This window comes from Alsobacter soli (assembly GCF_003004785.1).
Lineage (GTDB): Bacteria > Pseudomonadota > Alphaproteobacteria > Rhizobiales > Beijerinckiaceae > Alsobacter > Alsobacter soli.
In genome coordinates, this window is sequence record NZ_PVZS01000011.1 from 1 (window position 1) to 22,674 (window position 22,674).

At 69.2% G+C, this 22,674-nt stretch carries 19 protein-coding genes, 1 tRNA gene and 2 pseudogenes; 15 read left to right on the forward strand and 7 right to left on the reverse strand.

The annotated features are described in order from the left end of the window. Positions 1-1,077: pseudogene (locus SLNSH_RS25585) on the forward strand (hypothetical protein); the annotation flags it as partial. A 143-nt stretch (positions 1,078-1,220) separates the two neighbouring features. Continuing rightward, positions 1,221-1,296: transfer RNA gene (locus SLNSH_RS11480), tRNA-Thr, on the forward strand. An 87-nt stretch (positions 1,297-1,383) separates the two neighbouring features. On the opposite strand, the gene SLNSH_RS11485 is transcribed toward SLNSH_RS11480, so the two are convergent. After that, positions 1,384-1,893, reverse strand: a complete 510-nt coding sequence (locus SLNSH_RS11485) for an Lrp/AsnC family transcriptional regulator (RefSeq protein ID WP_245422264.1) — start codon at positions 1,891-1,893, stop codon at positions 1,384-1,386. A gap of 105 nt (positions 1,894-1,998) precedes the next feature. Between SLNSH_RS11485 and SLNSH_RS11490 the strand changes: the two genes are divergently transcribed. The 3 genes from SLNSH_RS11490 to SLNSH_RS11500 all read left to right on the forward strand — a co-directional run bounded on the left by SLNSH_RS11490 (position 1,999) and on the right by SLNSH_RS11500 (position 5,130). Next, positions 1,999-3,219: a diaminopropionate ammonia-lyase gene (locus SLNSH_RS11490; RefSeq protein WP_106337146.1), complete on the forward strand. Its 1,221-nt coding sequence runs from the start codon at positions 1,999-2,001 to the stop codon at positions 3,217-3,219. Continuing rightward, positions 3,216-4,451 carry a Zn-dependent hydrolase gene (locus SLNSH_RS11495; protein ID WP_106337147.1) on the forward strand — a complete coding sequence of 412 codons (1,236 nt, stop codon included), beginning with the start codon at positions 3,216-3,218 and terminating at the stop codon, positions 4,449-4,451. The genes SLNSH_RS11490 and SLNSH_RS11495 overlap by 4 nt, the downstream gene beginning before the upstream one ends. Positions 4,452-4,551: 100 nt before the next feature. Further along, positions 4,552-5,130 carry a peroxidase-related enzyme gene (locus SLNSH_RS11500; RefSeq protein WP_106337148.1) on the forward strand — a complete coding sequence of 193 codons (579 nt, stop codon included), beginning with the start codon at positions 4,552-4,554 and terminating at the stop codon, positions 5,128-5,130. A gap of 112 nt (positions 5,131-5,242) precedes the next feature. On the opposite strand, the gene SLNSH_RS11505 is transcribed toward SLNSH_RS11500, so the two are convergent. Further along, positions 5,243-6,535, reverse strand: coding sequence for an Nramp family divalent metal transporter (locus SLNSH_RS11505; protein ID WP_210202505.1), 1,293 nt, complete (start codon positions 6,533-6,535; stop codon positions 5,243-5,245). A 241-nt stretch (positions 6,536-6,776) separates the two neighbouring features. Here SLNSH_RS11505 and SLNSH_RS25355 point away from each other — a divergent pair, with 241 nt between their 5' ends. From SLNSH_RS25355 to SLNSH_RS11535, 7 genes and pseudogenes are all read left to right on the forward strand, one after another. Continuing rightward, complete coding sequence (locus tag SLNSH_RS25355; RefSeq protein WP_245422266.1) at positions 6,777-7,997, forward strand: glycosyltransferase; 1,221 nt, start codon at positions 6,777-6,779, stop codon at positions 7,995-7,997. 11 nt (positions 7,998-8,008) lie between these two features. Next, entirely contained in the window at positions 8,009-8,992 is a 984-nt protein-coding gene (locus SLNSH_RS25360) for a Gfo/Idh/MocA family protein (RefSeq protein WP_245422268.1), read from the forward strand. Beyond that, complete coding sequence (locus SLNSH_RS25365) at positions 8,992-10,101, forward strand: zinc-binding dehydrogenase (RefSeq protein ID WP_245422270.1); 1,110 nt, start codon at positions 8,992-8,994, stop codon at positions 10,099-10,101. Before SLNSH_RS25360 ends, SLNSH_RS25365 begins: the two co-directional genes overlap by 1 nt. Positions 10,102-10,104: 3 nt before the next feature. Further along, positions 10,105-11,223, forward strand: a pseudogene (locus tag SLNSH_RS11515) (glycosyltransferase family 4 protein); the annotation flags it as partial. A 355-nt stretch (positions 11,224-11,578) separates the two neighbouring features. Then, positions 11,579-12,094, forward strand: a complete 516-nt coding sequence (locus SLNSH_RS11525) for a YsnF/AvaK domain-containing protein (protein WP_106337152.1) — start codon at positions 11,579-11,581, stop codon at positions 12,092-12,094. Beyond that, entirely contained in the window at positions 12,087-13,046 is a 960-nt protein-coding gene (locus SLNSH_RS11530; protein ID WP_245422272.1) for a DUF2382 domain-containing protein, read from the forward strand. The genes SLNSH_RS11525 and SLNSH_RS11530 overlap by 8 nt, the downstream gene beginning before the upstream one ends. Before the next feature lie 552 nt (positions 13,047-13,598). Then, positions 13,599-13,808, forward strand: coding sequence for a hypothetical protein (locus SLNSH_RS11535; protein WP_106337153.1), 210 nt, complete (start codon positions 13,599-13,601; stop codon positions 13,806-13,808). Here the strand turns inward: SLNSH_RS11535 and SLNSH_RS11540 are convergent, their stop codons facing one another. Next, on the reverse strand, positions 13,809-15,593 hold the full coding sequence (locus SLNSH_RS11540) for a glucan ABC transporter ATP-binding protein/ permease (RefSeq protein WP_106337154.1): 1,785 nt from the start codon (positions 15,591-15,593) through the stop codon (positions 13,809-13,811). Between the two features lie 173 nt (positions 15,594-15,766). Between SLNSH_RS11540 and SLNSH_RS11545 the strand changes: the two genes are divergently transcribed. Together SLNSH_RS11545 and SLNSH_RS11550 are read left to right on the forward strand one after the other, a co-directional pair. Continuing rightward, positions 15,767-16,534 carry a motility protein A gene (locus SLNSH_RS11545; RefSeq protein WP_106337295.1) on the forward strand — a complete coding sequence of 256 codons (768 nt, stop codon included), beginning with the start codon at positions 15,767-15,769 and terminating at the stop codon, positions 16,532-16,534. Positions 16,535-16,555: 21 nt separating this feature from the next. Beyond that, a complete protein-coding gene (locus SLNSH_RS11550; RefSeq protein ID WP_106337155.1) occupies positions 16,556-17,380 on the forward strand; it encodes an OmpA/MotB family protein in 825 nt (274 codons plus the stop codon). Positions 17,381-17,395: 15 nt separating this feature from the next. On the opposite strand, the gene SLNSH_RS11555 is transcribed toward SLNSH_RS11550, so the two are convergent. From SLNSH_RS11555 to SLNSH_RS11570, 4 genes are all read right to left on the reverse strand, one after another. Next, positions 17,396-17,896: a CAP domain-containing protein gene (locus SLNSH_RS11555; RefSeq protein ID WP_106337156.1), complete on the reverse strand. Its 501-nt coding sequence runs from the start codon at positions 17,894-17,896 to the stop codon at positions 17,396-17,398. Next, positions 17,896-20,493 carry a DUF3772 domain-containing protein gene (locus tag SLNSH_RS11560; protein ID WP_106337157.1) on the reverse strand — a complete coding sequence of 866 codons (2,598 nt, stop codon included), beginning with the start codon at positions 20,491-20,493 and terminating at the stop codon, positions 17,896-17,898. The genes SLNSH_RS11555 and SLNSH_RS11560 overlap by 1 nt, the downstream gene beginning before the upstream one ends. 96 nt (positions 20,494-20,589) lie before the next feature. Beyond that, complete coding sequence (gene ppa / locus SLNSH_RS11565) at positions 20,590-21,126, reverse strand: inorganic diphosphatase (protein ID WP_106337158.1); 537 nt, start codon at positions 21,124-21,126, stop codon at positions 20,590-20,592. 113 nt (positions 21,127-21,239) lie between these two features. Further along, complete coding sequence (locus tag SLNSH_RS11570; protein ID WP_106337159.1) at positions 21,240-21,746, reverse strand: GNAT family N-acetyltransferase; 507 nt, start codon at positions 21,744-21,746, stop codon at positions 21,240-21,242. Positions 21,747-21,882: 136 nt separating this feature from the next. On the opposite strand from SLNSH_RS11570, the gene SLNSH_RS11575 reads away from it, so the two are divergent. Continuing rightward, entirely contained in the window at positions 21,883-22,590 is a 708-nt protein-coding gene (locus tag SLNSH_RS11575; protein ID WP_106337296.1) for a fused DSP-PTPase phosphatase/NAD kinase-like protein, read from the forward strand. Positions 22,591-22,674 lie beyond the last annotated feature (84 nt).

The window sequence follows — 22,674 nt, forward strand, 5'->3', positions numbered from 1 at the left end:
CTGCACGCGCGCAAGGGCGAGCTCCGGCGCGCGTCCAAGGCGGTCGAGCACGCGTGGACGCACGCGGGCGGGCACCCGGACCTGGCGGCCGCATACCTGGACGTGCGCCCGGGCGATTCCGCGCGCGACCGCCTGGCCCGCGCCGAGCGCCTGCACGCGCTGCGCCCGCACGATCCCGAGGGCAGGCTCGCGGTCGCGGGCGCGGCCCTGGGCGCGCACGACTACGCGCGCGCGCGCAAGGCGCTCGCGCCCCTGCTCGAGGGCCGCCCGGGCACGCGCGTGTGCCTGCTCATGGCCGACCTCGAGGAGGCGGACGGGTCCGCGGGCGGCGTGCGCGAGTGGCTCGCCCGCGCCTCGCGCGCCCCGCGCGACCCCGCCTGGATCGCCGACGGCGTCATCGCGGACCGCTGGGCGCCGGTGTCGCCGGTGACGGGACGCCTGGACGCCTTTACGTGGGGAACGCCCGTCGAGCAGATCGAGGCGCCCGCCGAGCCGCCCGCGCGGTCCGCGACGACCGCCCTGCCGTCCTCGGAAGACGTGATGGCGGACGTGGACGAGGCGCCTGCGCCCGTCCTCGAAGCCCCCAGGGAGCAGCTTGTGCAGGAGCCCTCCGCCCCGGCCGCGCCGGTCGCCCCCGCTCCGGAACCAGCGCCGGCCGGCTCCGAGGGGAAGGGGACCGAATCATCCGCCGCCCCGGTGCCTGGGCCGAAAGGCGACGAGCAAGCCGCTCCTGCGCAGGCCGCCCCCACGGCTCCGAAGCCTGAACCCGCCATAGCGGAGGCCTCCGCGGTTCCAGTCGCCGCCCCCGCCCCTCTGGCGGTCCCCGCCGAGGCGCCGGGTCCGGAGCCCAAGGGGCCGGCGTCCGCCCCCGCTCCGACCGTGACGCCCGCCCCGGCTCCCCAGCCCCATGCGCCGTCGCCCGCCGCCGCCGTATCGCCGATGCGGGCCACCGGCGAGGCGCGCCTCCGCAAGCCGGCGCCGGCCGAAGTGGTCTTCCCGCTCGCCTCCGCCCCTGACGACCCGGGCCCGGATCTCGAGGACCGGCCCCAGCGAAGCGGCGTCCTGTTCCTGCAATGAGCCGCCAGGCGCCCTTCCTGGGCCAGCTCGAAGCCACGGAGTAGGCCTGACCCGAGGCATTCCGCCAGGTCCCGTCTTTATGCGCCAATCGCACGGGGCGGCCTTGCCAAGCCGCCCCGATCCGTCTAAGACGCTCGCGCGTCGCCGCAATAGCTCAGCTGGTAGAGCACCTCATTCGTAATGAGGGGGTCGGGGGTTCGAATCCCTCTTGCGGCACCATCGACTCAGCCCTGAAATTTCGCTTGATGTCGGCCGCGTGCGCGGGGCGCCCCTGATCGCCCGCTCGCGCGTGGGCCGGGGCCTTGATCAGCCGACAGTGCTCCCACCGCTCGCCTCATCGAGCGGAACGGCGAGGCCGACCTTGACCCGGTCCATGGCCACGAAGGTGCGGAAGCGCTTCACGTTGGGGTTGTTGAAGAAGAGACGGCGCGTCAGGCTTTCGTAAGCCGCCATGCTCGGAACGACGACGACCAGCACGAAGTCGGCCTCGCCGGTCACGTAATAGCACTGCTGCACCTCGGGGGCCGCCGCGAAGTCCCGCTTGGCGGCGTCGAGCAGGTCTGCGGTCTCGCTGATCACCTCGACCTCGACGAATATCGTGATCGACTGGCCGACGAGCGCAGGATCGATCACGGCGACATGCGCCTGGATCACGCCGGCCTCTTCCATGCGCCGGATCCGGCGCTGCACCGCTGGCGCCGAGAGGTGCACGGCCTCCCCGATCACCCGTTGCGGCGTGGTCGTGTCCCGCTGCAGGATCGCCAGGATGCCGAGGTCGAAGGAGTCGAGGGTGATCGTGGGTGGACGTCTCGCCACGGCGGTCTCGCACGAAAGAAACTTGCATCCGGAAGCGCCGATAAGAGCGCCTTTCTCGTGAGCGCTGCAATATCGTCTCGCGGCGTCGAACGAAGAGGCCCTCGCATGCTCCTGGCGAATGCGCATCCTGACTACCGAAAGCCGCTCGACCCGGCGGACGCCGACATGCTCGGCCTCGCGGGCGCGGCCGAGGCCGGACGGTTCCTGGCCCACCGCGACGACCACGCGCCCACGCCCCTGCACCGTCTTCCAGGCCTCGCCGCCGCGCTGGACGTCGGTGCGATCTGCGTCAAGGACGAGGGCTTCCGCCTAGGCCTGGGAAGCTTCAAGGCCCTGGGCGGAGCCTATGCGGTCGTCCGGCTTGTGCTCGAGGAAGCCGGGCGGCGCCTGGGGCGGCCGGTGGACTACGCAGAGCTTGGCTCGCCCGAAATCCGGTCCATCGCCGCAGGCATGACGTTCGCCTGCGCCACGGACGGCAACCACGGCCGCTCTGTCGCACAGGGCGCGAGGCTGGTCGGGGCGCGGGCCGCGATCTTCGTGCATGGGGGCGTCAGCCAGGAGCGCGTGGGCGCCATCGCCCGCTTCGGAGCCGAGATGGTCCGGGTCGACGGGACCTATGACGATTCCGTCGCCGAGGCCGCGCGGGTCGCCGCGGAGAAGGGCTGGACGATTGTCTCCGACACGTCCTGGCCGGGTTACGAGCGGATTCCCGGGCTCGTCATGCAGGGCTACACGGCCATGCTGCGGGAGGCCCTGGGGGCGGTGGCCGAGGTCCCGACGCACGTCTTCGTGCAGGCTGGCGTGGGTGGCGTTGCGGCGGCCGTGGCCGGGCATCTGGCCGCGCTGTTTGGAGATCGACGCCCCAGCGTCGTCGTGGTCGAGCCCGCACGGGCCGCCTGCATCTACGCGACCGCGCAGGCGGGACGCCCCGTGAAGGTGGCGCACGGAGAGCCAACCGTCATGGCGATGCTCGAATGCTACGAGCCGTCCCTGATCGCCTGGCGCGTGCTGTCGCGGGCTGCGGAGGCCTTCATGACCGTCGAGGAGGAGGACGCGGTGGCCATCATGAACCGCCTCGCCCGGCCTGGCGCGGGCGATCCTGCCATCGTGGCGGGCGAGAGTGGCGGCGTTGGCCTCGCCGGTCTCGTGCGGGCCGCGGCCGATCCAGGCGCGCGGTCGGCGCTCCGGCTGGACAGCGCTTCCCGGGTGCTGGTCTTCAACACGGAGGGCGCCACCGATCCGCAACTCTACGCGAAGCTGGTCGGACTCTCGCCCCAGGAGGTCCTCGCAAAACCCGCAGGATCTCAGCCAGGAGTGTTCGCATGAGCGTCGGCGTCGTCAATGCGGCCCGTCTTCTTGGCCGGCTTCGCACGCTTGGCGACGTCGGCCGGGACGGGCAAGGCCGTCTCGTTCGGCTCGCCGGATCCGACGCCGACAAGGCGGGGCGCGACCTGCTGGCGGCCTGGATGCGCGAGGCCGGCCTGGAGGTGGCTGTCGACCGCATCGGCAACATGTTCGGCGTCTGGCGCGCCGGCGTCGACCCGAAGGCGCCGCCCGTGATGATGGGCTCACACATCGACACGGTGATCGACGCCGGCATCTATGATGGCTGCACCGGCGTGCTGGGCGGCCTGGAGGTGATCCAGGCCCTGAAGGAGGGCGGTTTCGCTCCGCGCCGCCCGCTGGCGGTCGCGGCGTTCACGAACGAGGAAGGTGTCCGCTACGCCCCCGACATGATGGGGTCGCTTGTGACGGCGGGCGGGCTGTCGGTCGAGGACGCTCTCGCCTCCGTCGGCACGGATGGCGCGATCCTCGGAGCGGAACTGGAGCGGATCGGCTACGCCGGCGCCGAGGAACCAGGCTTCCTGAAGCCCCATGCCTATCTCGAGCTGCATGTCGAGCAGGGGCCGGTGCTGGAGCGCGAGGGGTTCTCGATCGGGGCGGTCGCCACCCTGCAAGGCATTTCGTGGCAGCGGGTCACCATCGTGGGCGAAGCGAACCACGCCGGCACGACCCCGATGAGCCTGCGCCGGGACGCCGGGGTCGCCGCAGCCCGCGTGGTGACCTTCCTGAGCGACCGGGCGCGGGCCTCGAACACGCCGACGGTCGCCACCATCGGATGCATGCGCTTCGAGCCTGACGCCATCAACGTCATTCCCTCCCGCGCCACCTTCACGGTGGACCTGCGCGATCCCGATGAGGCGCGTCTGCAGGAGGAAGAGGCTGCGCTGGCCGGCTATCTCGACAAGCTGCAGGATTCCGAAGGCGTGGCGATCTCGGTCGAGCGCCTGGCGCGTTTCCAGCCGGTGACATTCGATTACCGCCTCGTCGCCATGATCGAAACCGCAGCCCGGACGCGCGGCCTCGCGTGCCGGCGAATGACGTCGGGCGCCGGACACGACGCGCAGATGATCGCCCGTGTCGCCCCGGCCGCCATGATCTTCGTGCCCAGCCTCGGCGGGATCAGTCACAATCCTCGCGAGAACACGCCTGACGCCGACATCATCGCAGGGGCGTCCATCCTGCTGGACGTCGTCACAAGCCTTGCCTCGGAGTGACGGCTGGTTGATGTCATGAATCAGCCGGTCAGTTCATCACACGCGGGCCCGAGGCAGGCATTTCTCTAAGCCTCACAAGCAGATCCCAGGGAGACCACCGATGTCAGCGAAGGATCAACCTGTCAGCCGCTTCCCGGTCCCGGACCTCGCCGACATGCCGGCCGACATTCGCCGGCGTATCGAGGCCGTACAGGAGAAGTCGGGGTTCATCCCGAACGTGTTTCTGGTGCTTGCCCATCGTCCGGACGAGTTCCGCGCATTCTTCGCCTATCACGACGCCCTGATGGACAAGCCCGGCAACCTGACCAAGGCCGAGCGCGAGATGATCGTGGTGGCGACGTCGAACGCGAACCAGTGCCAGTATTGCGTCGTCGCGCACGGCGCCATCCTGCGCATTCGCGCCAAGGACCCGCTGATCGCCGACCAGGTCGCGGTGAACTACCGCAAGGCCGACATCACGGACCGGCAGAAGGCCATGCTCGACTTCGCCATGAAGGTGAGCCAGTCGGCGCATCGGGTCGGAGATGCGGATCTCGCGACTCTCCAGGCGCACGGCTTCGACGAAGAAGACGCCTGGGACATCGCCGCCATTGCGGCCTTCTTCGGCATGTCGAACCGGCTCGCCAATGTGACGAGCATGCGCCCCAACCGCGAGTTCTACGCCATGGGGCGCGGCTGAGAGCCGGGCCGGCTGCTCCCCGCCGACCTCCCGACCACCCGGCGGAGATGCGGTCGCGTGGACAGGCGCGAGCGGCTGTCGCGCGGGCGTCCAGGATCGGTCTTCGGGTTCGTCACAGCACGAGGCTGACCAGCATCGCGGCGGCGGCCGCGCCCATCAGGGCCGTCGCGATCCAGCCTGCCGCCAGCAGCTTGCCGCCGATCGCGAACTTGCCCATGGCCCTGGGGCTTCGGGCCACCACCATCATGACCGCCATCACCGGCACGGCCACGACGCCGTTGACCACCGCGCTCCAGAACAGCGCCTTGATGGGATCCAGCGGGCTGAAGTCCATGGCCATCCCGACGAGGGTGGAGAAGGCGACGGTCGCATAGAACGACCGCGCCTCGAACCACTGCATGGCGAGCCCGGTCTTCCACCTCATAGCCTCTCCGAGCGCATAGGCGGCCGATCCGGCCAGCACCGGGATCGCGAGGATTCCGGTGCCCACGATGCCGAGCGCGAAGAGCGTCGACGCGTACGGCCCGGCGATGGGGCGCAGCGCTTCCGCGGCCTGGGCTGAGCTCTCGATGTTGGTCACGCCGCTGGCGCCCAGGGTTGCGGCGGTCGTGATCATGATCGCCAGGGCGACGAGGTTGGAGAACGCCATGCCCACCACGGTGTCGGTCTCGATCCGGCGAAAGGCGGCGCGGGCCTGGTGGGGGGCGCGTGTGAGGCGCTGACGGCGCGGGATCTCGCGCACGTCCTCGGCCTCCTGCGCCGCCTGCCAGAAGAACAGGTAGGGGCTGATCGTGGTGCCCAGCACCGCCACGATGAGGGTGACGTAGTCCTTGCTCCACTGGAATTGCGGAACGACGAGCCGCTTGCCCGCCTCCGCCCAGTCCACATGGACCATCAACAGCGTCACCACATAGGCGAACAGCGCGGCGCTCAGCCATTTCAGGATCGCCACGTAGCGTGTGTACTGCATGAAGACCTGCAGCAGGACCGAAAGCAGGCCGAACCCGAGCAGATAGACCCAGGCAGGGCCGCCTGCGACCTGGCGCACGGCGTCCGCCATGGCGCCGAGATCCGCCCCGATGTTGATCGTGTTGGCGATCACCACGGCGAACACGATGCCGCGCAGGAGCCAGGCCGGATAATGGTCGCGCAGGTTCCGGGCGAGCCCGCGCCCGGTGGTTCGGCCGATGCGGGCGCTGATCATCTGAACCGACACCATGAGCGGCAGCGTCAGCAGCATGACCCAGTTCAGGCCGTACCCGAATTGCGCTCCAGCTTGAGAATAGGTCGCGATGCCGCTTGGATCGTCGTCGGAGGCGCCCGTGATCAGCCCCGGTCCGAGAACATCCAGGAGCCGTGGCTTGGATGAGCCAACGACAGGGCTGCGGACTTCGGGGTCTGCCATGTCTGTATTCGCAGTATCGGCCGCGGGCATTTGAATCTCTCCGTGCGGATACTTCAACGCAGCCGTTGGATGAACGTTGCCTTCACGGCGCAAACGCATCGGCGCGCCTGTGTCCGGCGCGGATATTTCGGAATTGTAATAAAGCGCTGCGCCACAGGCCTGCAGATCTGGACGTGGCAGAGGGAAGCGCCTGCAACCCTGGCGCAGGTTCCTCGTTGCCGGTGGTGGAGCGGGAACCTGCATGGACAAGGCCGTTCACCAGCAGCAGGCGGTCCGGGACGCGAGCAGCGGCCTTCTGCTCGCGCATGGCCCTGTGCTGGCGCGCCCGAACCGCCTTCGCGTGTGCCTGTTCACGGACAGCCGGGACCCTTCCGGGGTCGGTGAACACATGCTGACCCTCGCCGCGTCGCTCCGGGGATCATGCCAGGTCAGCGTCGTGGCGCGCCGCACGCCGGGCGGCCGGCGCATCCTCAAGAGGGCGAGCGAACTGGGCTGTCGCGTTTTCGCGCTCGAATGGTGGGATCGGCCAGGCGCGTGGTGGAGCCTCGTGCGTTTTCTGAAAGAGGAGAGCGTCGAGGTCTTCCACACCCATGCCGGCGCCGGCTGGGAGGGGCTGCCCGCGCCCTATGCCTCGAGGGAGGCCGGCACGCCCGTCACGCTCCGAACCGAGCACCTCCCCTACATCCTCGCCGAGCCGCGGCATCGCCTCTGGCACGCCGAACTCCTGCCTCACCTGCACGGCCTGGTGTGCGTCTCCGAGGACTCGCGCGAAAGCTATGTGCGGGAGGGGGTCCCCCCGGGCCTTGTCCACGTCATCCCGAACGGGGTGGCTCCCGCCAGCCCCGTCCGGACCCGCACCGACATGCGGAAGCGCTTGGGCCTCCCCGGCGACGCGCCGGTGATCCTCACCGTGGCTCGCCTTGCGCCACAGAAGGGCCACGCGGTCCTGCTGCAGGCCGCCCAAGAGATCCTGGCCGGCAGGCCGGACGCCCGGTTCCTCTGGGCCGGCTCGGGCCCGCTCGCGGGCGAGCTGCGGGACCGCATCGCCGAGGCCGGGCTTTGCGACGCCGTCCGCCTCCTCGGCCACCGCCGGGACATTCCGGACCTCATGGCGGCCGCCGACCTTTTCGTGCTGCCCTCCCTGTTCGAAGGACACCCCCTGGTGGCGCTCGAGGCCATGCAGGCCGGCTTGCCGGTCGTGGCGACCGACGCGCAGGGCACGCGCGAAGCCGTGCAGGACGGCGTCACGGGCCTGCTCGCGCCCCCTTCGGACCCCTCAGGCCTCGCCCGGGCGGTGGCCGCCGCCTTGGCGGATCCATCCGCCGCCGCTGCCCGCGCGCGGGCCGCTCGAACGGTCTGGGCGGAGCGCTTCAGCGCAGCGCGGATGGCGGCCGACCACCTCGCCCTCTACCGCGCCGCGATCGCCTCGGCCCGACCCCAGGAAAGCCAATCACAGGAGTGACGATGGCCCGGATGCGCATCGGATTCATTGGGGCGGGCGGCATCGCCCGCCGGCACATGGCCAACCTGCAGGGCTTTGACGACGTCGCTATCGCGGCAGTCGCCGATCCTGTGCCCGAAAGGGCGGCCGAGGCGGCGGCGCGGACCGGCGCCCGGCCCTACGCCGATCACCGGGCCATGCTTGAGGCGGAGCAGATCGACGCTTGCTACGTGTGCCTCCCGCCTTTCGCTCATGGCGCGCCGGAACGCGACCTGGTTGAGCGCGGCGTCCCCTTCTTCGTCGAGAAACCGCTCGCGGCCGCCGAGGAGCAGGCCGAAGCCATCGGGGCGCTGGTCGCAAGGAGCGGGCTGGTGACCGCAGTCGGGTATCACTGGCGCTACCTGGACACCACGGAAGAGGCTATGGAGCTCCTCGCGCGCAAGCCGGCCCGGCTTGTCACGGGATACTGGCTGGACTCCACCCCGCCGCCAGCATGGTGGTCCAGGCAGGACCAGTCCGGCGGGCAGATGGTGGAGCAGACCACCCACATCTTCGACCTGGCCCGGCTGCTGGTCGGGCCGGTGGACGAGGTGGCCGCCATGGCGGGCCGGACGGGGCGGGACGCCTACCCGGACTGCGACGTCGACGAGGCGTCCACCGCGGCCCTGCGCTTCGCGTCCGGGGCCGTGGGCTCGATCTCGTCCACCTGCCTGCTCGGCTGGCCGCACAGGATCGGGCTGAACCTGTTCTGCGACGGCATGGCCATCGAGCTCACCGAGTTCGACCTGATGGTCGATGTCGGCGCAGGCCGCCCGGTCCGGTCCGCCCAGGGCGACCCTTTCGTACGCGAGGACCGCGACTTTGTTGACGCGGTCGCCGGACGGGCGAACCGCATCCGAGCGCCCTATCTGGACGCGCTCGAAACCCACCGGCTCGCCATCGCGGCGGCCCGATCGGCGCGCGACCGCCGCCCCATCCAGCCCCGCCGGGGCCCGCCTGTCGACGGGGCACGCTGATGGCGGGCCTGACTGTTCGCTCCCTGGGCGTGAAGGAGCCCGGGCTCGCAGGGTTCTTCTCCTACGAGGAGGGCCCCTTGCCCGACGGCCATTTCAGGGTGGAGACGATGTTCAGCGGCCTGTCAGCCGGGACCGAACTCACCTTCCTGAAAGGCACCAATCCCTACCTGCGGGCGCGCTGGGACGAGCCCTATGGCGTCTTCGTCGCGGATGAGCCGTCCGCGTCCTATCCCGTGCCCTTCCTCGGCTACATGGAGGTCGGGCGCGTGGTCGAGAGCCGCGCCCAGGCGCCCCGGGAAGGCGAGGTCGTCGCCATGGCCTATGGCCACAAGACGGCCCATACGGCCGACGCTCTGGAGTCCTTCTACGCGCCGCTCCCGCCCGACCTTGACCCCCTCCTTGGCGTCTTCGTCGCCCAGATGGGGCCGATCTGCGCAAACGGACTCCTGCACGCGGCGGCGGACGCCGTGGGGCCGGACGTCCGCAGCCTCGGCGACGGCGTCGCCGGTCGGCGCGTCCTCGTCATGGGAGGCGGCGTCGTCGGCATGTTGACCGCGCTCTTCGCCCGCCGTTTCGGCGCGGGCGCGGTGATCGTCGTGGACCCGTCCTGGCGCCGACGAGCCAGGGCCGAGGCGCTCGGGTTCGAGACCTTGGACGAGGAGCAGGCCTGGGTTCACGTGAAGGACCGCTGGCGCAATGGGGCGAGCGACCGTGGCGCCGACGTGGTGTTTCAGTGCCGGGCGTCCGGGGCGGCCCTGCACCAGAGCCTGAAGGCGTTACGGCCCCAGGGCGCGGTCATCGACCTCGCCTTTTACCAGGAGGGCGCGGAAGCCCTGCGGCTCGGCGAAGAGTTCCACCACAATGGCCTCGCCATCCGCTGCGCCCAGATCGGCCGCGTCCCGCGCGGCTGCTCCTTCGCGTGGAGCCGGCAGCGTCTGGCCGGGGAGACCCTGGGGTTGCTGGCGCAGGACGGCGCCGCCATTCGACAGCGCCTCGTGTCTCACGTCGTCCCGTTCGAGGAGGGCCCCGACTTTCTGGGCGCCCTCGTCCGCGATCGCCCGGACTTCATGCAGGTGGTGTTCGCCTTCGCGCCGCCGGGAGAGGCCTGACCCGTGGGCGGCGATGGGCCCGTGCGAATCCTGTTCGTGTTCGCCTGGCTTGTGGTGGGCGGCGAAGAGACCGAGGTCCGGCTGCTCGCCAGGCATCTGGACCCGAACAGGTTCAACCTGGACGTAGTGGCCTGCTTCCGCCGGGACGGCATGCCGGAGCAGACAATCCACCAGCTGCGGGCGCTGGGCGTCGACGTGGACGAAACGCCCTATGCGCTCTCGTTCGAGGAGACGGTGGACTATCTCGCGCGCAAGATGCTGGACTACGACGTGGTCGTGGCCTGCCAGGCGGTTCCGGACGTCTACCCGGCTCTACGCAAGATGGAGCGCCCTCCACCCTTGATCGAGCACGGCGGATTGGTCTCAGAGGCCCTCGCCGGACCAAAGGACCTGACGGCGCGCTATGTCGGCGTCTGCGCGGCCATCCGCGACGCGGCTGCCTCCCGAATGCAGGGGCGCGCCCACCACGCCCTCGAAATCCCCAGCATGGTCGACCTCGGGGAGTTCCCGGAAGGGCAGCGCGACTTCGTGCGGGCGGAACTGGGGCTGTCTGGATCGGACATCCTCGTCGGGTGGGTCGGGCGCCTCGACCGCAAGAAGCGCGTCGAGGACTTCATTCACGCGGCCGCATCGGTGGCCGGGCGCCACGCCGACACCCGGTTCCTCGTGGTCGGCGGGCCGGACGCCTTCATGCCCGAATTTGCGGCGGAGCTGCGGGACCTCACGGCATCGCTGGGTCTGATGAACAGGCTGTCGTTCCTGGGCGACCGCCCTGACGTGCCGCGTCTCCTGACAGGCTTCGACATCTTCGTCTGGCTATCCGAAGGCGAAGGCATGCCGCACGTCATCGCCGAGGCCGGCGCAGCACGGCTCGCGGTGGTGGCGACACGCGACAACGGCGTGGTGGAACAGATCGACGAGGAAAAAACCGGGCTCTTTGTTCCGCACCGGGATCCCGCCGCCGCGGCGGCGGCGGTCAGCAGGCTCGTCGTCGGGCCGGACCTTCGGCGGCGGCTCGGCGATGGTCTGCGCAGGACCGTGGAGAACGCGTTTTCGGCAGCGGCGGTCGTGCAGCGTTGGGAGGCGTTGTTTCGCGAACTCGCCGGCCGAGCGAAGAGCGCCAACGTCCCGAGTGAACCGGGGAGGCTCTCCGGGAGTGTCACCGCACGAGTTGGAGACGCGGCCGGGCGGAGCGACTCCTGAAGCGGACCTCGACGGTGTCCCCATCCACGGCCCGCGTGTCTGGAAACGTCAGGTACCCCAACTCATGAGCAAGCTGCTGGGCCTGCTCCAGGGCGTCTGATGCAAGACGCATGACGATCTCGGGTGCGGAGGTCGCGAGAGCGGCCGCAAGAAGCCCTATTTCGACGCCTTCGACGAATTCCTGCGACCGTCCCGGAAATCGGACCGAAAGCCCTTCGACAACCTCGATACGCCGCATCCCGCGCCTCCTGATCTGGGCGCAGACTGGGCCGTGATGGTTAACGAATTCTCGCACGGACCTGGCCACGGCGGGAACATCGCACCCGCCTTGGAATTGGGCTTCCTCCAAGGAACGGATCGCATGGGCATTGAACAGGGCACGCCGCCTTCGGGGGAGGCGCCGAAAGAGGTGCTCCCGGTGGCCGAGGAATCTCTTTCCGTCAGGAAGGAGACGGTCACGACGGAGCGCGTCAGGATAAGCACGCGAACCCACGAGAGGACCGAACTCGCCGAGATGGACTTGGCGAGCGAGGAACTCGATGTCGTTCGTGTGCCGATCGGACGCGAGGTGAGCCAAGCGCCAGGCGTGCGCACCGAGGGAGAGGTCACCATCATTCCTGTTCTCGAGGAGGTGGTGGTGCTCGAGAAGCGCCTCGTGCTGCGCGAAGAACTTCATGTCCGCCGCAATCGCCATGTCGAGACGTTCCGGAGGCCGATCGCGCTCCGAACCCAGGAAGCTGTCGTGGAGCGCGTGCCAGTGAACGAAGAAAGGAAATCGGACGATGTCTGACGCATATCAAGCCTCGACGGCCGGCCAGATGAGCGGAACGGGCGCTCGCAACGTGACAGCCATGTTCAAGAGCAGGGCCGAGGCGGAGAGGGCGGTCCAGGCCCTGACCGAGGAGGGCTTCGCCCGAGAGGACATCCGCATGGTCGAGGGCAACCAGTCGGCTTCCGGCTACAACGAGGAATACAGCGGCTCGGGCGAAGGCTTCTGGGCTTCGCTGCGCGACCTGTTTTTCCCCGAGGAAGACCGCCACGTCTATGCGGAAGGATTGCGGCGCGGCGGCTATCTCGTCTCGGTCCGCACGACGCCCGACACCTATGAGCGCGCCGCCGACATCCTCGATGACGAAGGCACGCTCGATCTGGACCAGCGCGAAGCCGCCTGGCGCTCGCAGGGCTGGTCCGGCTACGCGGGCTCGGACTACGCGGGAACGGCGTCCACGGGGACATCCGCGCCGGTGAGCGCATCCTCCATGGGGGCGGCAGGATCCTATGGCGGCCCCACGAGTGGATCCGCCACTGACAGGATGGCCTCCACGGGCCAGTCCGGTCGGGCTGAAGAGGTCATTCCCATCGCCGAGGAGCAATTGCGCGTTGGCAAGCGAATCCGCGAAGGCGGCCGCGTCCGGGTCAGGAGCTACGTGGTCGAGGAGCCTGTCTCGGAGCAGGTGACCCTGCGCGAGGAGCGGGTCTCGGTGGAACGGCGGCCGGTCGACCGCGAACTGGCAGGCGACATCGACCCGTTCAAGGAGCGGACCGTGGAGCTCGACGAAAAGGCGGAGCAGGCGGTCGTGGCGAAGGAGGCCCGCGTTCGCGAGGAGCTGGTCGTCCGTAAGGACGTCGAGAACCGAAAAGAGACCATCAACGACACCGTCCGCCGCACGGAGGTGGACGTGCAGGACGAACGCGCCAACAAGCTCGGGACCGGCACGACCGGCGAGCCGCCCAGGCGCTGAGTTCAAGGCGGCCGGGCCATGGCGACGCAGTTGGGAGCGGCCGCGCCGCCATCCCGCGCGCAGGTACCGGCCGCTCGCAGGCCGCCCAGTTCGGCCCCTCTCCACGCCGGCGACCGGTGCCACCGCGCTCCACCAGGGGCGGCAGGCGTTCCTGCCCCTGGTCGTCGCCATCCTATGCCGCCCCTACCCGCCGGGCCTTGAGGCCTCGCCCCTCAGGCAGGGGCCGCCCCCGATCTGTCGAAACGTCGCGCCGCGTGAAAGTTGGCCGCAGGCGTTCGGTCCGTCACGCCCTCGATCCTGTGCCGGGCGCCGCCATGGGGCGCGGGGCGGCAGCCGGGGGCTTGTGCTCAGGGGGCGAAATCGGCTTACTCGGTGGGCGTGATGCGTCCGATTTGCGGACCGACGGCTCCGCCGTCCACGCGACTGTTTAAAAGGCCGGGTTGTCCGGCGATGGCTTCGCAGACGCGAGGCCCGTTTTGGCGAGGTCCGCCGCAAGCGCTTTCGGTTCGGTCGAAGGCTGCTCGACGGCGGATCCGGGAAAAGGGATTGGAAATGAGCCAGCTCGAGCGCCTTGAGCACATCATGTCCCTGTGCGCGAGCGCACGCAGGCTCGCCAGGGTGGAGACGGAGCCCCTGGTGGCGCGCCTTCTCGACATGATCCTGCTGGAGGTCGGCGAGAGCCTGTCGCGAACCCCCGGGCACCGCGTCCGTGTTTTTCGGCCCCGGGTCGTCGCGCCGCCGGACGCTGAGCAAGAGGCCTGATCAGCTGGCCGCCACGGCGGGGGCAGTCGAGCCGCCGCCGTCCATGAACTGGGCCCGCGCAAGGGCTGCGAAGCGACCGCCCTGGGAGACGAGCGCCTCGAAGGTGCCGGCCTCCACGATCCGCCCCTGGTCGAACACCAGGATGCGGTTGGCGGACCTGATCGTGGCCAGGCGGTGCGCGATCACGAAGGTCGTGCGCCCGGCCATCACCTCCTCCAGCGCCTTCTGGAGCTTCGCTTCCGTGCCGGCGTCCAGCGCCGAGGTCGCCTCGTCCAGGATCAGTATGGGCGGGTCCTTCAGCAGCGCCCGCGCGATGGAGATGCGCTGGCGCTCGCCGCCGGACAGCGAGCGGCCGCGCTCGCCCACCATGGTGTCCACGCCGGCCGGCAGGCGCTGGATGAACTCGGCCGCCTGGGCCCGCTCGAGCGCGATGCGGATGTCCTCGTCCGTCGCGTCGGGCCGGCCCACGCGCAGGTTCTCGTCGATCTCGCGCGCGAACAGCATGGGCTCCTGGAACACCACGCCGATGTTGCGCCGGAGCGAGGTCAGCGAGATGTCCCGGATGTCGTGGCCGTCGATCATGATGCGGCCTGACTGCGGGTCGAAAGCCCGATGGAGCAGGCCAAGCGTGGTGGACTTGCCGGACCCGGTGGCGCCGACGAGCGCGATGGTTTCGCCCGGCTGGACGCTGAAGCTCACGTCCGTGACGGCCGACCGCTTGCCGTCATACGAGAAGCTGACGTCCTGGAACTCCACATGGCCTTTCACGCGGCCCACATCGGGAGCGCCCGGCGCGTCGCGCACGGCCGGCGTGGTGTCGCAAACGTCGAAGAACTCCTTCAGCTTGGGAACCTGCAGGAACAGCGTGTTGATGAAGGTGACGACCTGCTCCATGCGGGCGATCAGCATGGTGGCGAGGCTCATGAAGGCGACGATCTGGCCGACGGTGGCCAGCCCCTTGAGGTTCAGGTAGGTGCCCAGCAGGAAGATGCCCAGGATGGTGAGCGTCGCCGAGGCGCGGGTCGCCACCGCGGCCAGCGCCCACCAGGAGAGCACGGGGATCTGGGCCTTGAGCAGTTGCTCGGTGAGCTCCCGCATGGCGCGGGTCTCGTGCTCGATCCGGGTGAAGCTCTGGATCACCGGCACGTTGCCCAGCGCGTCCGACGCGTGCTCCGCGAGGGAGGAATTGTAGCGCTCCACCGACCCCTGCATGGTCTCGGTCTTGCGCAGCACGCTGGTGGTCAGGATGGTGAACACCGCCATGAGGATCAGCAGGAGGCCGCCGAGCCGCCAGTTGATGAACAGGCTGAGCGGCAGGAGCACGACAAGCGTCACGAACGAGGCGAAGTGCTCGCGGAAGAACGACAGCAGGAGGCCCTGCATGCCGCCGGCGCCGTCGAGCATCACCTTCAGGACGCGCCCGGAATGCGTGGCCGTATGAAACGACAGCGGCAGCGTCAGCACGTGCTCGAAGAAGTTCGCCATGATGGCGAGGCGCCGCCGGTGGGCGATGCGGTCGGCATGGAGGGCCACGAGCACGCCACCCGCGATGGTCGCGAGCCCGAACAGCACCCAGATGACGATCACCGGGGCCAGCTCGCTCCAGCTCGGCGGCGTGCCGGTCGCCTGCGCGTGCGACAGGAGGTCGATGATGCGCCCGAAGAGCAGCGGCTCGGCGAACTGGGCGACCGCCAGGCCCACATTGGCCAGCGCCAGAAGGAGCCCCAGCCGCGCCTCTGGCCCGAGTTGCTGCAAGACCCGCATGTAAAGGCGGAAGGTCGTCATGTGATCCCCTTTATTTGCGGCGGCTTTACCCTACTGCCTCGTTCCCGCCAATCGACATAATGCCGAAGATCAAGTCTCGTTCACTTAACCGTTCCTTCAGCCGCTAAAACCTAAGGTAGCCATCCCAGGCGCAGAAGCGCCGGGTTCGTCCAGAACGCCCGGGATTGATCATCATGGATTTAGCGACCGGAGTCGGGCTCGCCATCGGCATGGGCGTGGTGACGACGCTCATCGTCCTGGGGGGCGGTTTCGGCCAGTATTACGACATGCACGCCGTGATCGTGATCGGCGGCGGCTGCACGGCGGCCACCATCATTCGTTTTCCGTTTTCCGCCATGGCCCACGGCCTGCCCATGGGGGCCAAGTTCGCCTTCTCCATGCGCAAGATGCACCCGCGCGACCTGATCGAGGAGATCGCCAAGATCGCCGACGTGGTGCGCAAGAGCGGCCCCATGGCGCTGGAGAGCGTCCAGGTCGACGACGCCTTCCTGGCCCAGGGCATCCGCTTCCTGGCGGACGGCTACGACCGCGACTTTATCCGGGACACCATGGAGCGCGACCGCGACAACTTTCTCCAGCGCCTTGACGAGGGGCAGAAGATCTACCGCCACATTGGCGACGCCGCGCCCGCCTGGGGCATGATCGGCACGCTGGTCGGCATGGTGCAGATGTTCGCCAACATGGAGGATCCCTCCAAGCTCGGGCCCTTCATGGCGGTGTCGCTGTTGGCGACGCTTTACGGCGCGCTCGTCGGCAACCTGTTCTGCCTGCCGCTGGCGGACAAGCTCCACCTCAAGCTGGAGGAGGAGGACATCTCCCGGACGCTGATCATCGACGGCATCCTGCAGATCCGCGACGCCAAGAGCCCGACCATCGTGAAGGAGATGTTGCTCGCCTACCTCTCCGAGCATGATCGCCACGCCATGGCCGAGGCGGCCTGAACTCCAGCGGGATAGCATCGCGTGGCGCGCAAGAAGGGGGCGGCCCACGGCGGAGGACACGGCTGGTTCGTGACCTTCGCGGATCTCATGGGCTTGCTCATGAGCTTCTTCGTGATGCTCACGGCCATGTCCACCCAGGACCAGAAAAAGATGCAGGCCGTCGCCGGCTCCATGCGCGACGCCTTCGGCGTGCAGCGCGAGTCGCGCTTCGCCGGCGTGATCGAGTCGGACGGCATCCCGACCCGCCCCAACCTCAAGAACATCAAGCAGGCGCCGCCCGAGCAGGGCTCCGACTTCACGGCCCCCAGCCAGTTCGACCGGCCCGACGACGGCATCGCGGTGACGTCCTTCGACCGCGCCTTCGCGCTCGCAGCCGCCTCCCTGCGGCAAGCGCTGCAGGACATGCCTGAGATCACGGAGGTCTCGAAGAACATCATCATCGAGGAGACCAAGGACGGCCTGAACGTCTCCATCGTGGATCAGGACGGCCGGGCCATGTTCCCGGACGGCTCGCGCGAGCCCTATGAGCGCACCCGCAAGGTCATCGAGGCGATCGCCCCGGCCGTGCGCAAGCTGCCGAACCGCGTCGCCATCACGGGCCACACCTCCGCCTCGCGGCCGGGGTCGCGCCCGGGTTGGACCGCCTGGGACCTCTCCGTCGGACGGGCCGCCAGCGTCCGCGAGATCCTGGCCGGCGCCGGCCTGCCGGAGAACCGCTTCGCCTCCGTGACCGGGAAGGCCGACACGGAGCCGATGTTCCCCGACAATCCCTACCTGCCCGCGAACCGGCGCGTGACCATCACGCTCATGCGCGAGGCCCCGCCCCTGCCGGCCGGGAGATTCTGAGCGGAGACGGTCGCCTTAGCGGCCGCTCTCCACGATCATGTCCCAGTAGACGCGGTATTTCGCGCCGGGCCTGTCCACCGCCGCGATGCCGAAGCGCCGCCCGTTGGGGGCCAGCAGGACCCTGTTGTGCGGCGGCGAATCCCGCCACCCCGAGAACGCCTCCGCCAGGGTGCGGTAGCCGGCGGACACGCGCTCGGCGCGGCCCGAGCCCAGCGACGCCTTCTGCGCCGCGATGGCGGGCGTCTCGCCCCAGGTGGACGTGTCCGTGGCGGCGACGCTGCCCGCGCGCTGCCGCGCCTGGGCCACGAGGCCTGGATCGAGCTCCAGCGCCGCGAGCCCATTCTTCGCCCGGTAGGCGTTGATCATCTCCAGCGCCGCCTGCTCGTCGAGCGAGGCCCCCTGGTCCAGCCGCTGGTAGAAGCTCGGCACGGCCTCTGACGGCGCCTTCTGGGGCGTATTGCAGCCGGCGAGGGCGGCGCCGCACAGGGCGAGCGCCGCCAGAATACGGGTGTTCATCAGCTCTGGGACTCCTCGGCGGGGCGCTCTTCCGGCTGCGCCCCCGAGCCGTTGTCGTTCTTCTTCGAGCGGCGGCCCGGCGCAAAGGCGTGGCGCAGCGCCTCCATCTCCCCGCGCAGGTCCGAGATGCCCTCGATCTCGAATTTGGGAGTGACGGGCGGCGTGCCGATTCCGAGGTCCCGCAGCCGCCGGAACACCACGAAGTTGAGGTCGCTGGAGACCCGGGAGACCATGTCGACATCCCCCACGAAGCAGATCAGGTCGAAGCTGAGCTCGTCGCCCTTAATGGTCTTGAACAGCACGCGCGGCGGCGGATCCTCGAGCACGTCCGGGTTCTCGGCGGCCGCCGTACGCAGCATGGTCGCGATCTGGTCCGCATCGGCGAAGCGGGGAACCGGCACGGTGATCAGCACCCGGCCGGTGCGGTCCGAGTGCACCCAGTTCTTCACCACTCCCGACACCAGGTTGGAGTTCGGCACGATCAGGGTGCCGCGGTCGAAGGTCTCGATCTGGGTGGCGCGCACATTGATGCGCCGGACATGGCCCTGCTCGCCGCCGACCACGACCCAGTCGCCCACACGGATGCCGCGCTCGGCCAGCAGGATCAGGCCGGACACGAAGTTGTTGACGATGGACTGCAGGCCGAAACCGATACCGACCGACAGGGCGCCGGCCACGATGGTCAGCTTGTCGAGGCTGAGGCCGAGATAGCTGACCGACACCGCCGAGGTGAGCACCACCCCGAGATAGCCGAACCCCATGGTGATGGAGTTCTTCAGGCCGGCATCCAGTGTCGTGTGCGGCAGGTATTTGGTCTGCAGCCAGCGCTGCACAGCGCGCGTCGAGAAGATGCCGACCGCGAAGAAGACCACGGCCAGCAACACGGTCGAGAGCGAAACGGTCACGCCCCCGATGGTGATGCCGAAGAACAGCGCCCGAACGCTGGAGAAGATGTCGCCGGACTCGACGCCCCACGGCGCAAGCAGCAGCAGCAACGCCAGGCCGATCAGCGCCACCTTGCCGGCGCCCGCCGACAAGATGCCGATCTGCTCGAGGGAGCCCTGGGACAGGCCGACCGTCGATCGCACGAAGCGCGACGTGCGCCCCCGGTCCGAAAAGGCCCCCGTCACGAACTCATCGAGCAGCGTCATGCTGAGCATGAGCACGGCGAGCACGATTCCCGCCCAGGCCACCTGCTCGGCCAGGAACCAGGAGAACGACACATAGCCCAGCACAGCGGCGCCGACCACGATCGCCACAAGGATCCAGCCCAGGATCCGCAACGGCCCGGTGAGGTCCGGCTCGGTCGAGACGTGCGGCCCAAACGCGGCCTCGTCGCACGGATCCACGGTCCGGATGAGCTGCAGCGCCCGGGCCACCACCGCCGCGATCGCGATGGCGAAGATCCCTCGGGTCGCCACGGAGAGGCGCAGGCCGGCCGCGATGCTTTGGTAGTGCGTCTCGAGCACGCGGCTCGCCACCAGCAGCACGGCCACGAGCGTGGCCAGTCGCTTGAGCCAGTCCGCCCGTTCGTCGGAGACGTCATACAGCCGCCAGTTCATGCGGCCTGGGGCGAGCAGGCCATCCGCCAGCCCCTGCACGAAACTGATGAACGCGACGCCCGCCACCAGCGAACCGAACACCGGCTCCAGCCTTGTCGGCAGCAACTCCAGGGCGCGGACGATCTGGAACAGCAGAAAGGCGGCCAGCACCGGAGCCGTGGCGCTCACCAGCGTGATGGTGGCCGCCGCCACCGCCTTCTGGAACCGGTTCGGCTGCCCCGCGAGGCGGTCCCGCTTTACAAAGGCGAGGGCGAACCGCCGGATGGGAAGGATCAGCGCCAGGGCGAGCGCAAGCGCCCCCGCAAAGGCGGCGGCGCCGGCCGGCGACAATCGCTGCCGCGCCCTCTCGATCGCGTCGGCGGCCACCACCGTCGTAGCCTTGAGGTCGGTCGGCGCGGTGGCCGCCACGTTCAGCCACAGTGACGGCGACAGGATGCTCTCCGAGCCCTGGAACAGGCGCTTAGCGAAGAGGTCGCGCCGGCGGTCCACCACCTCCTGGTTGATCTGGTCGACCTGCACCAGGAGGCTCTTGGCGAGCCTGACGGTCTCGTCCACGTCGCCGAGCTGCGCCGTGCGGTCCTCGCGCTCCCGGGCCACGTCGGGGCTCTCGGGGGCGGCCTTTTCGTCGGGCTTGGGGCCAAGCTCCTTCAGCCGCGACCGGATGGCGTCCGCCTTGGGGGTCAGCTCGGCGATGACCTGGCGGATCTGGTCGGCCAGAGGGTCGAGCGCCGGCCGGACCTGCTGCAGCGCCTGGTCGGTTTCGCGGCGCGACACCCCGGCCTCGAGCTGGTCCAGTTGCAGCCGGATGCTGTCCAGGCGGGATCGCTGTGCCGCTGTGCCGCTGGGGGCCGCGTTCTGCTGGGGAGCCGCAGCGGGCGCCGGCTGGGCCGGCTGGGCCGCCGGGGCGGGCGTCTCCGCCGCGAAGAGCCACTGGGCCCGGCCGCTGGCCGGGATCCAGCACAGGCCGGCCGCCAGAGCCGCGACAAGCGCGAGGCGGACGGCGAGAGGCCTTGCGGCCCATGAGCGTCGACGCATGCGATCCTTCCGGTCGGGCGGCTCCCTCAGCGGAGCCTTGATTCGACGGCCCGACAGGATGGAGAAAGATGCGTCTGAAGCAAGGCGGTGAGCGGCTTAGGCCTTTTTCGCCTTGTAGCGCTCGATGCCTTCGAGGATCAGCTTGCGGGCTTCCTCAGCATCGCCCCAGCGGATCACCTTGACCCACTTGGTCGTCTCGAGATCCTTGTAGTGCTCGAAGAAGTGCTTGATCTGGTCGAGCGTGATCTGCGGCAGGTCGGTGTAGTTGGCGATCTTCTCGTAGCGGCGCGTCAGCTTGGTCGAGGGCACCGCCAGGATCTTCTCGTCCCCGCCGGCCTCGTCCTCCATGAACAACACGCCGACCGGGCGCACGCTCATCACGGCGCCGGGCACGATCGCGCGCGTGTTGGCGACGATCACGTCGCACGGGTCGCCGTCGTCCGACAGCGTGTGCGGGATGAAGCCGTAGTTCCCCGGGTAGCGCATGGAGGTATAGAGGAAGCGGTCGACGACCAGCGCGCCGGACGCCTTGTCCATCTCGTATTTGATCGGCTCGCCGCCGATCGGCACCTCGATGATGACATTGACGTCGTGGGGCGGATTGGCGCCAAGCGGCACCGCGTCGATACGCATCGTGTTTCTCCAGTAACCGGGGCGGGCGAACCCGCAAGCGTCGGCAAAGGTCCGCGTTGTCTAGACGTGGCCCATCCCGCCCGCAAGGACGACTTTCCGGGAAGAGTTCGGCTTCAACTCCAGCCGAAAGCGAAGCGCTGGCGGATTTCGCCGCCGAAGCGCTCTTCCATCTCGCGCACCTTGATGCCTCCAAGATGGCGATAGAACCCGATCGCCCGGTCGTTGTCGGCGAGCGACCATACGATGAGCCCGCCCATGCGGTGGCTGATCAGGTCCCGCCGGGCGGCGTCGAACAGGCGCCGGCCGAAGCCCAGCCCCTGGAATTCAGGGGCGAGGTAAAGCTCGAAGATCTCCCCGCCATAGGGCGAGGCGGCCAGGCGGTTGCGCCCATAGCTGGCGTAACCCCGCACCTCGTCATCGAACTCCAGCACCGCGATGCGGCCGCCTCGGTCGATCACCCGCCGCCACCAGCTCGGTCCCCGGCGCTGCACCATGCGCTCGAGCTCGCGCCCGGGAATGATGCCCCAATAGGCCTCGCGCCAAGCCGCATCATGCACGGCCGCGACGCCTGCGGCGTCTGCGGTCCTGGCGAGGCGGATGGAGATGGCGGCTTGGGTCACAAGGAAAAGAATAGGCCTCAGGGGTCCCGGTCGTAAAGGGTCGCGTAGGCGAACGCGCGGGATTGCCGCGCCGGGCGCCGGCTGCTATGGCGCAACCCATCGCCGCGCCGGAGCCCCTGCCGCCTTGCTCAAATCGATGAAGCCCGAAGACCGCTACGCACGCCGGATGGCGCGCATTGCGCGGTGGGACCGGCCCATCGGGGGAGCCTGGGACCGCATCAGGGCCTGGACGAACATGCTGGCCAACGACCACGGCGTGTTCCGGCTGATGTACCTGAACCGCCATCGCGTCACCCCCGATTTCTGGCGGGCGGCCCAGCCCGCGCCCCCTGACATCCGGGCCGCGGCGCGCGCCGGCGTGCGTACGATCGTGAACCTTCGCGGGGGCCGCGAGCACGGCTCCTGGCCTCTCGAGAAGGAGGCTTGCGACCAGGCGGGCATCGCGCTGGTCGATTACGTCGTGCGCTCGCGCGGCGCCCCGGACCGCGAAGCCGTGCTGGGCGCGAAGCCCTTCTTCGAGTCCCTGCACTATCCGGTCCTCGTCCATTGCAAGTCGGGGGCGGACCGCGCCGGGTTCATGTCGGCGCTCTACCTCCTGGTCCATGAGGGCCGCCCGCTGGACGAAGCGATGGACCAGCTCGCTTTGCGCTATGGCCATTTCCGCTTCGCGAAGACAGGGATTCTCGACGCCTTCTTCGAGCGCTACCGCGACGAGGGGCTCGCCCAAGGGCTTCCGTTCCTGGAATGGGTGGAGAAGGTCTACGATCCGGACGCCCTGGAGCGCGATTTTCGTCCGGGCTTCTTGTCCGACGTCGTGGTCGACAGGTTGCTCAAGCGCGAGTAGCTGGCTCTGGGCTGTCGTTCTTGACCGTTTTCAAGCATCATCATGGCTGATTCGACTGCGATGAAGGCCACGGATGAGCCTGCG

Coding starts and splice junctions, on each gene's coding strand:
- SLNSH_RS11490 (WP_106337146.1), top strand. CDS start 1,999: ATGCTCCTGGCGAATGCGCATCCTGACTACCGAAAGCCGCTCGACCCG.
- SLNSH_RS11495 (WP_106337147.1), top strand. CDS start 3,216: ATGAGCGTCGGCGTCGTCAATGCGGCCCGTCTTCTTGGCCGGCTTCGC.
- SLNSH_RS11500 (WP_106337148.1), top strand. CDS start 4,552: ATGTCAGCGAAGGATCAACCTGTCAGCCGCTTCCCGGTCCCGGACCTC.
- SLNSH_RS11505 (WP_210202505.1), bottom strand. CDS start 6,535: ATGGCAGACCCCGAAGTCCGCAGCCCTGTCGTTGGCTCATCCAAGCCA.
- SLNSH_RS25355 (WP_245422266.1), top strand. CDS start 6,777: ATGGACAAGGCCGTTCACCAGCAGCAGGCGGTCCGGGACGCGAGCAGC.
- SLNSH_RS25360 (WP_245422268.1), top strand. CDS start 8,009: ATGCGCATCGGATTCATTGGGGCGGGCGGCATCGCCCGCCGGCACATG.
- SLNSH_RS25365 (WP_245422270.1), top strand. CDS start 8,992: ATGGCGGGCCTGACTGTTCGCTCCCTGGGCGTGAAGGAGCCCGGGCTC.
- SLNSH_RS11525 (WP_106337152.1), top strand. CDS start 11,579: ATGGTTAACGAATTCTCGCACGGACCTGGCCACGGCGGGAACATCGCA.
- SLNSH_RS11530 (WP_245422272.1), top strand. CDS start 12,087: ATGTCTGACGCATATCAAGCCTCGACGGCCGGCCAGATGAGCGGAACG.
- SLNSH_RS11535 (WP_106337153.1), top strand. CDS start 13,599: ATGAGCCAGCTCGAGCGCCTTGAGCACATCATGTCCCTGTGCGCGAGC.
- SLNSH_RS11540 (WP_106337154.1), bottom strand. CDS start 15,593: ATGACGACCTTCCGCCTTTACATGCGGGTCTTGCAGCAACTCGGGCCA.
- SLNSH_RS11545 (WP_106337295.1), top strand. CDS start 15,767: ATGGATTTAGCGACCGGAGTCGGGCTCGCCATCGGCATGGGCGTGGTG.
- SLNSH_RS11555 (WP_106337156.1), bottom strand. CDS start 17,896: ATGAACACCCGTATTCTGGCGGCGCTCGCCCTGTGCGGCGCCGCCCTC.
- SLNSH_RS11560 (WP_106337157.1), bottom strand. CDS start 20,493: ATGCGTCGACGCTCATGGGCCGCAAGGCCTCTCGCCGTCCGCCTCGCG.
- ppa (WP_106337158.1), bottom strand. CDS start 21,126: ATGCGTATCGACGCGGTGCCGCTTGGCGCCAATCCGCCCCACGACGTC.
- SLNSH_RS11575 (WP_106337296.1), top strand. CDS start 21,883: ATGAAGCCCGAAGACCGCTACGCACGCCGGATGGCGCGCATTGCGCGG.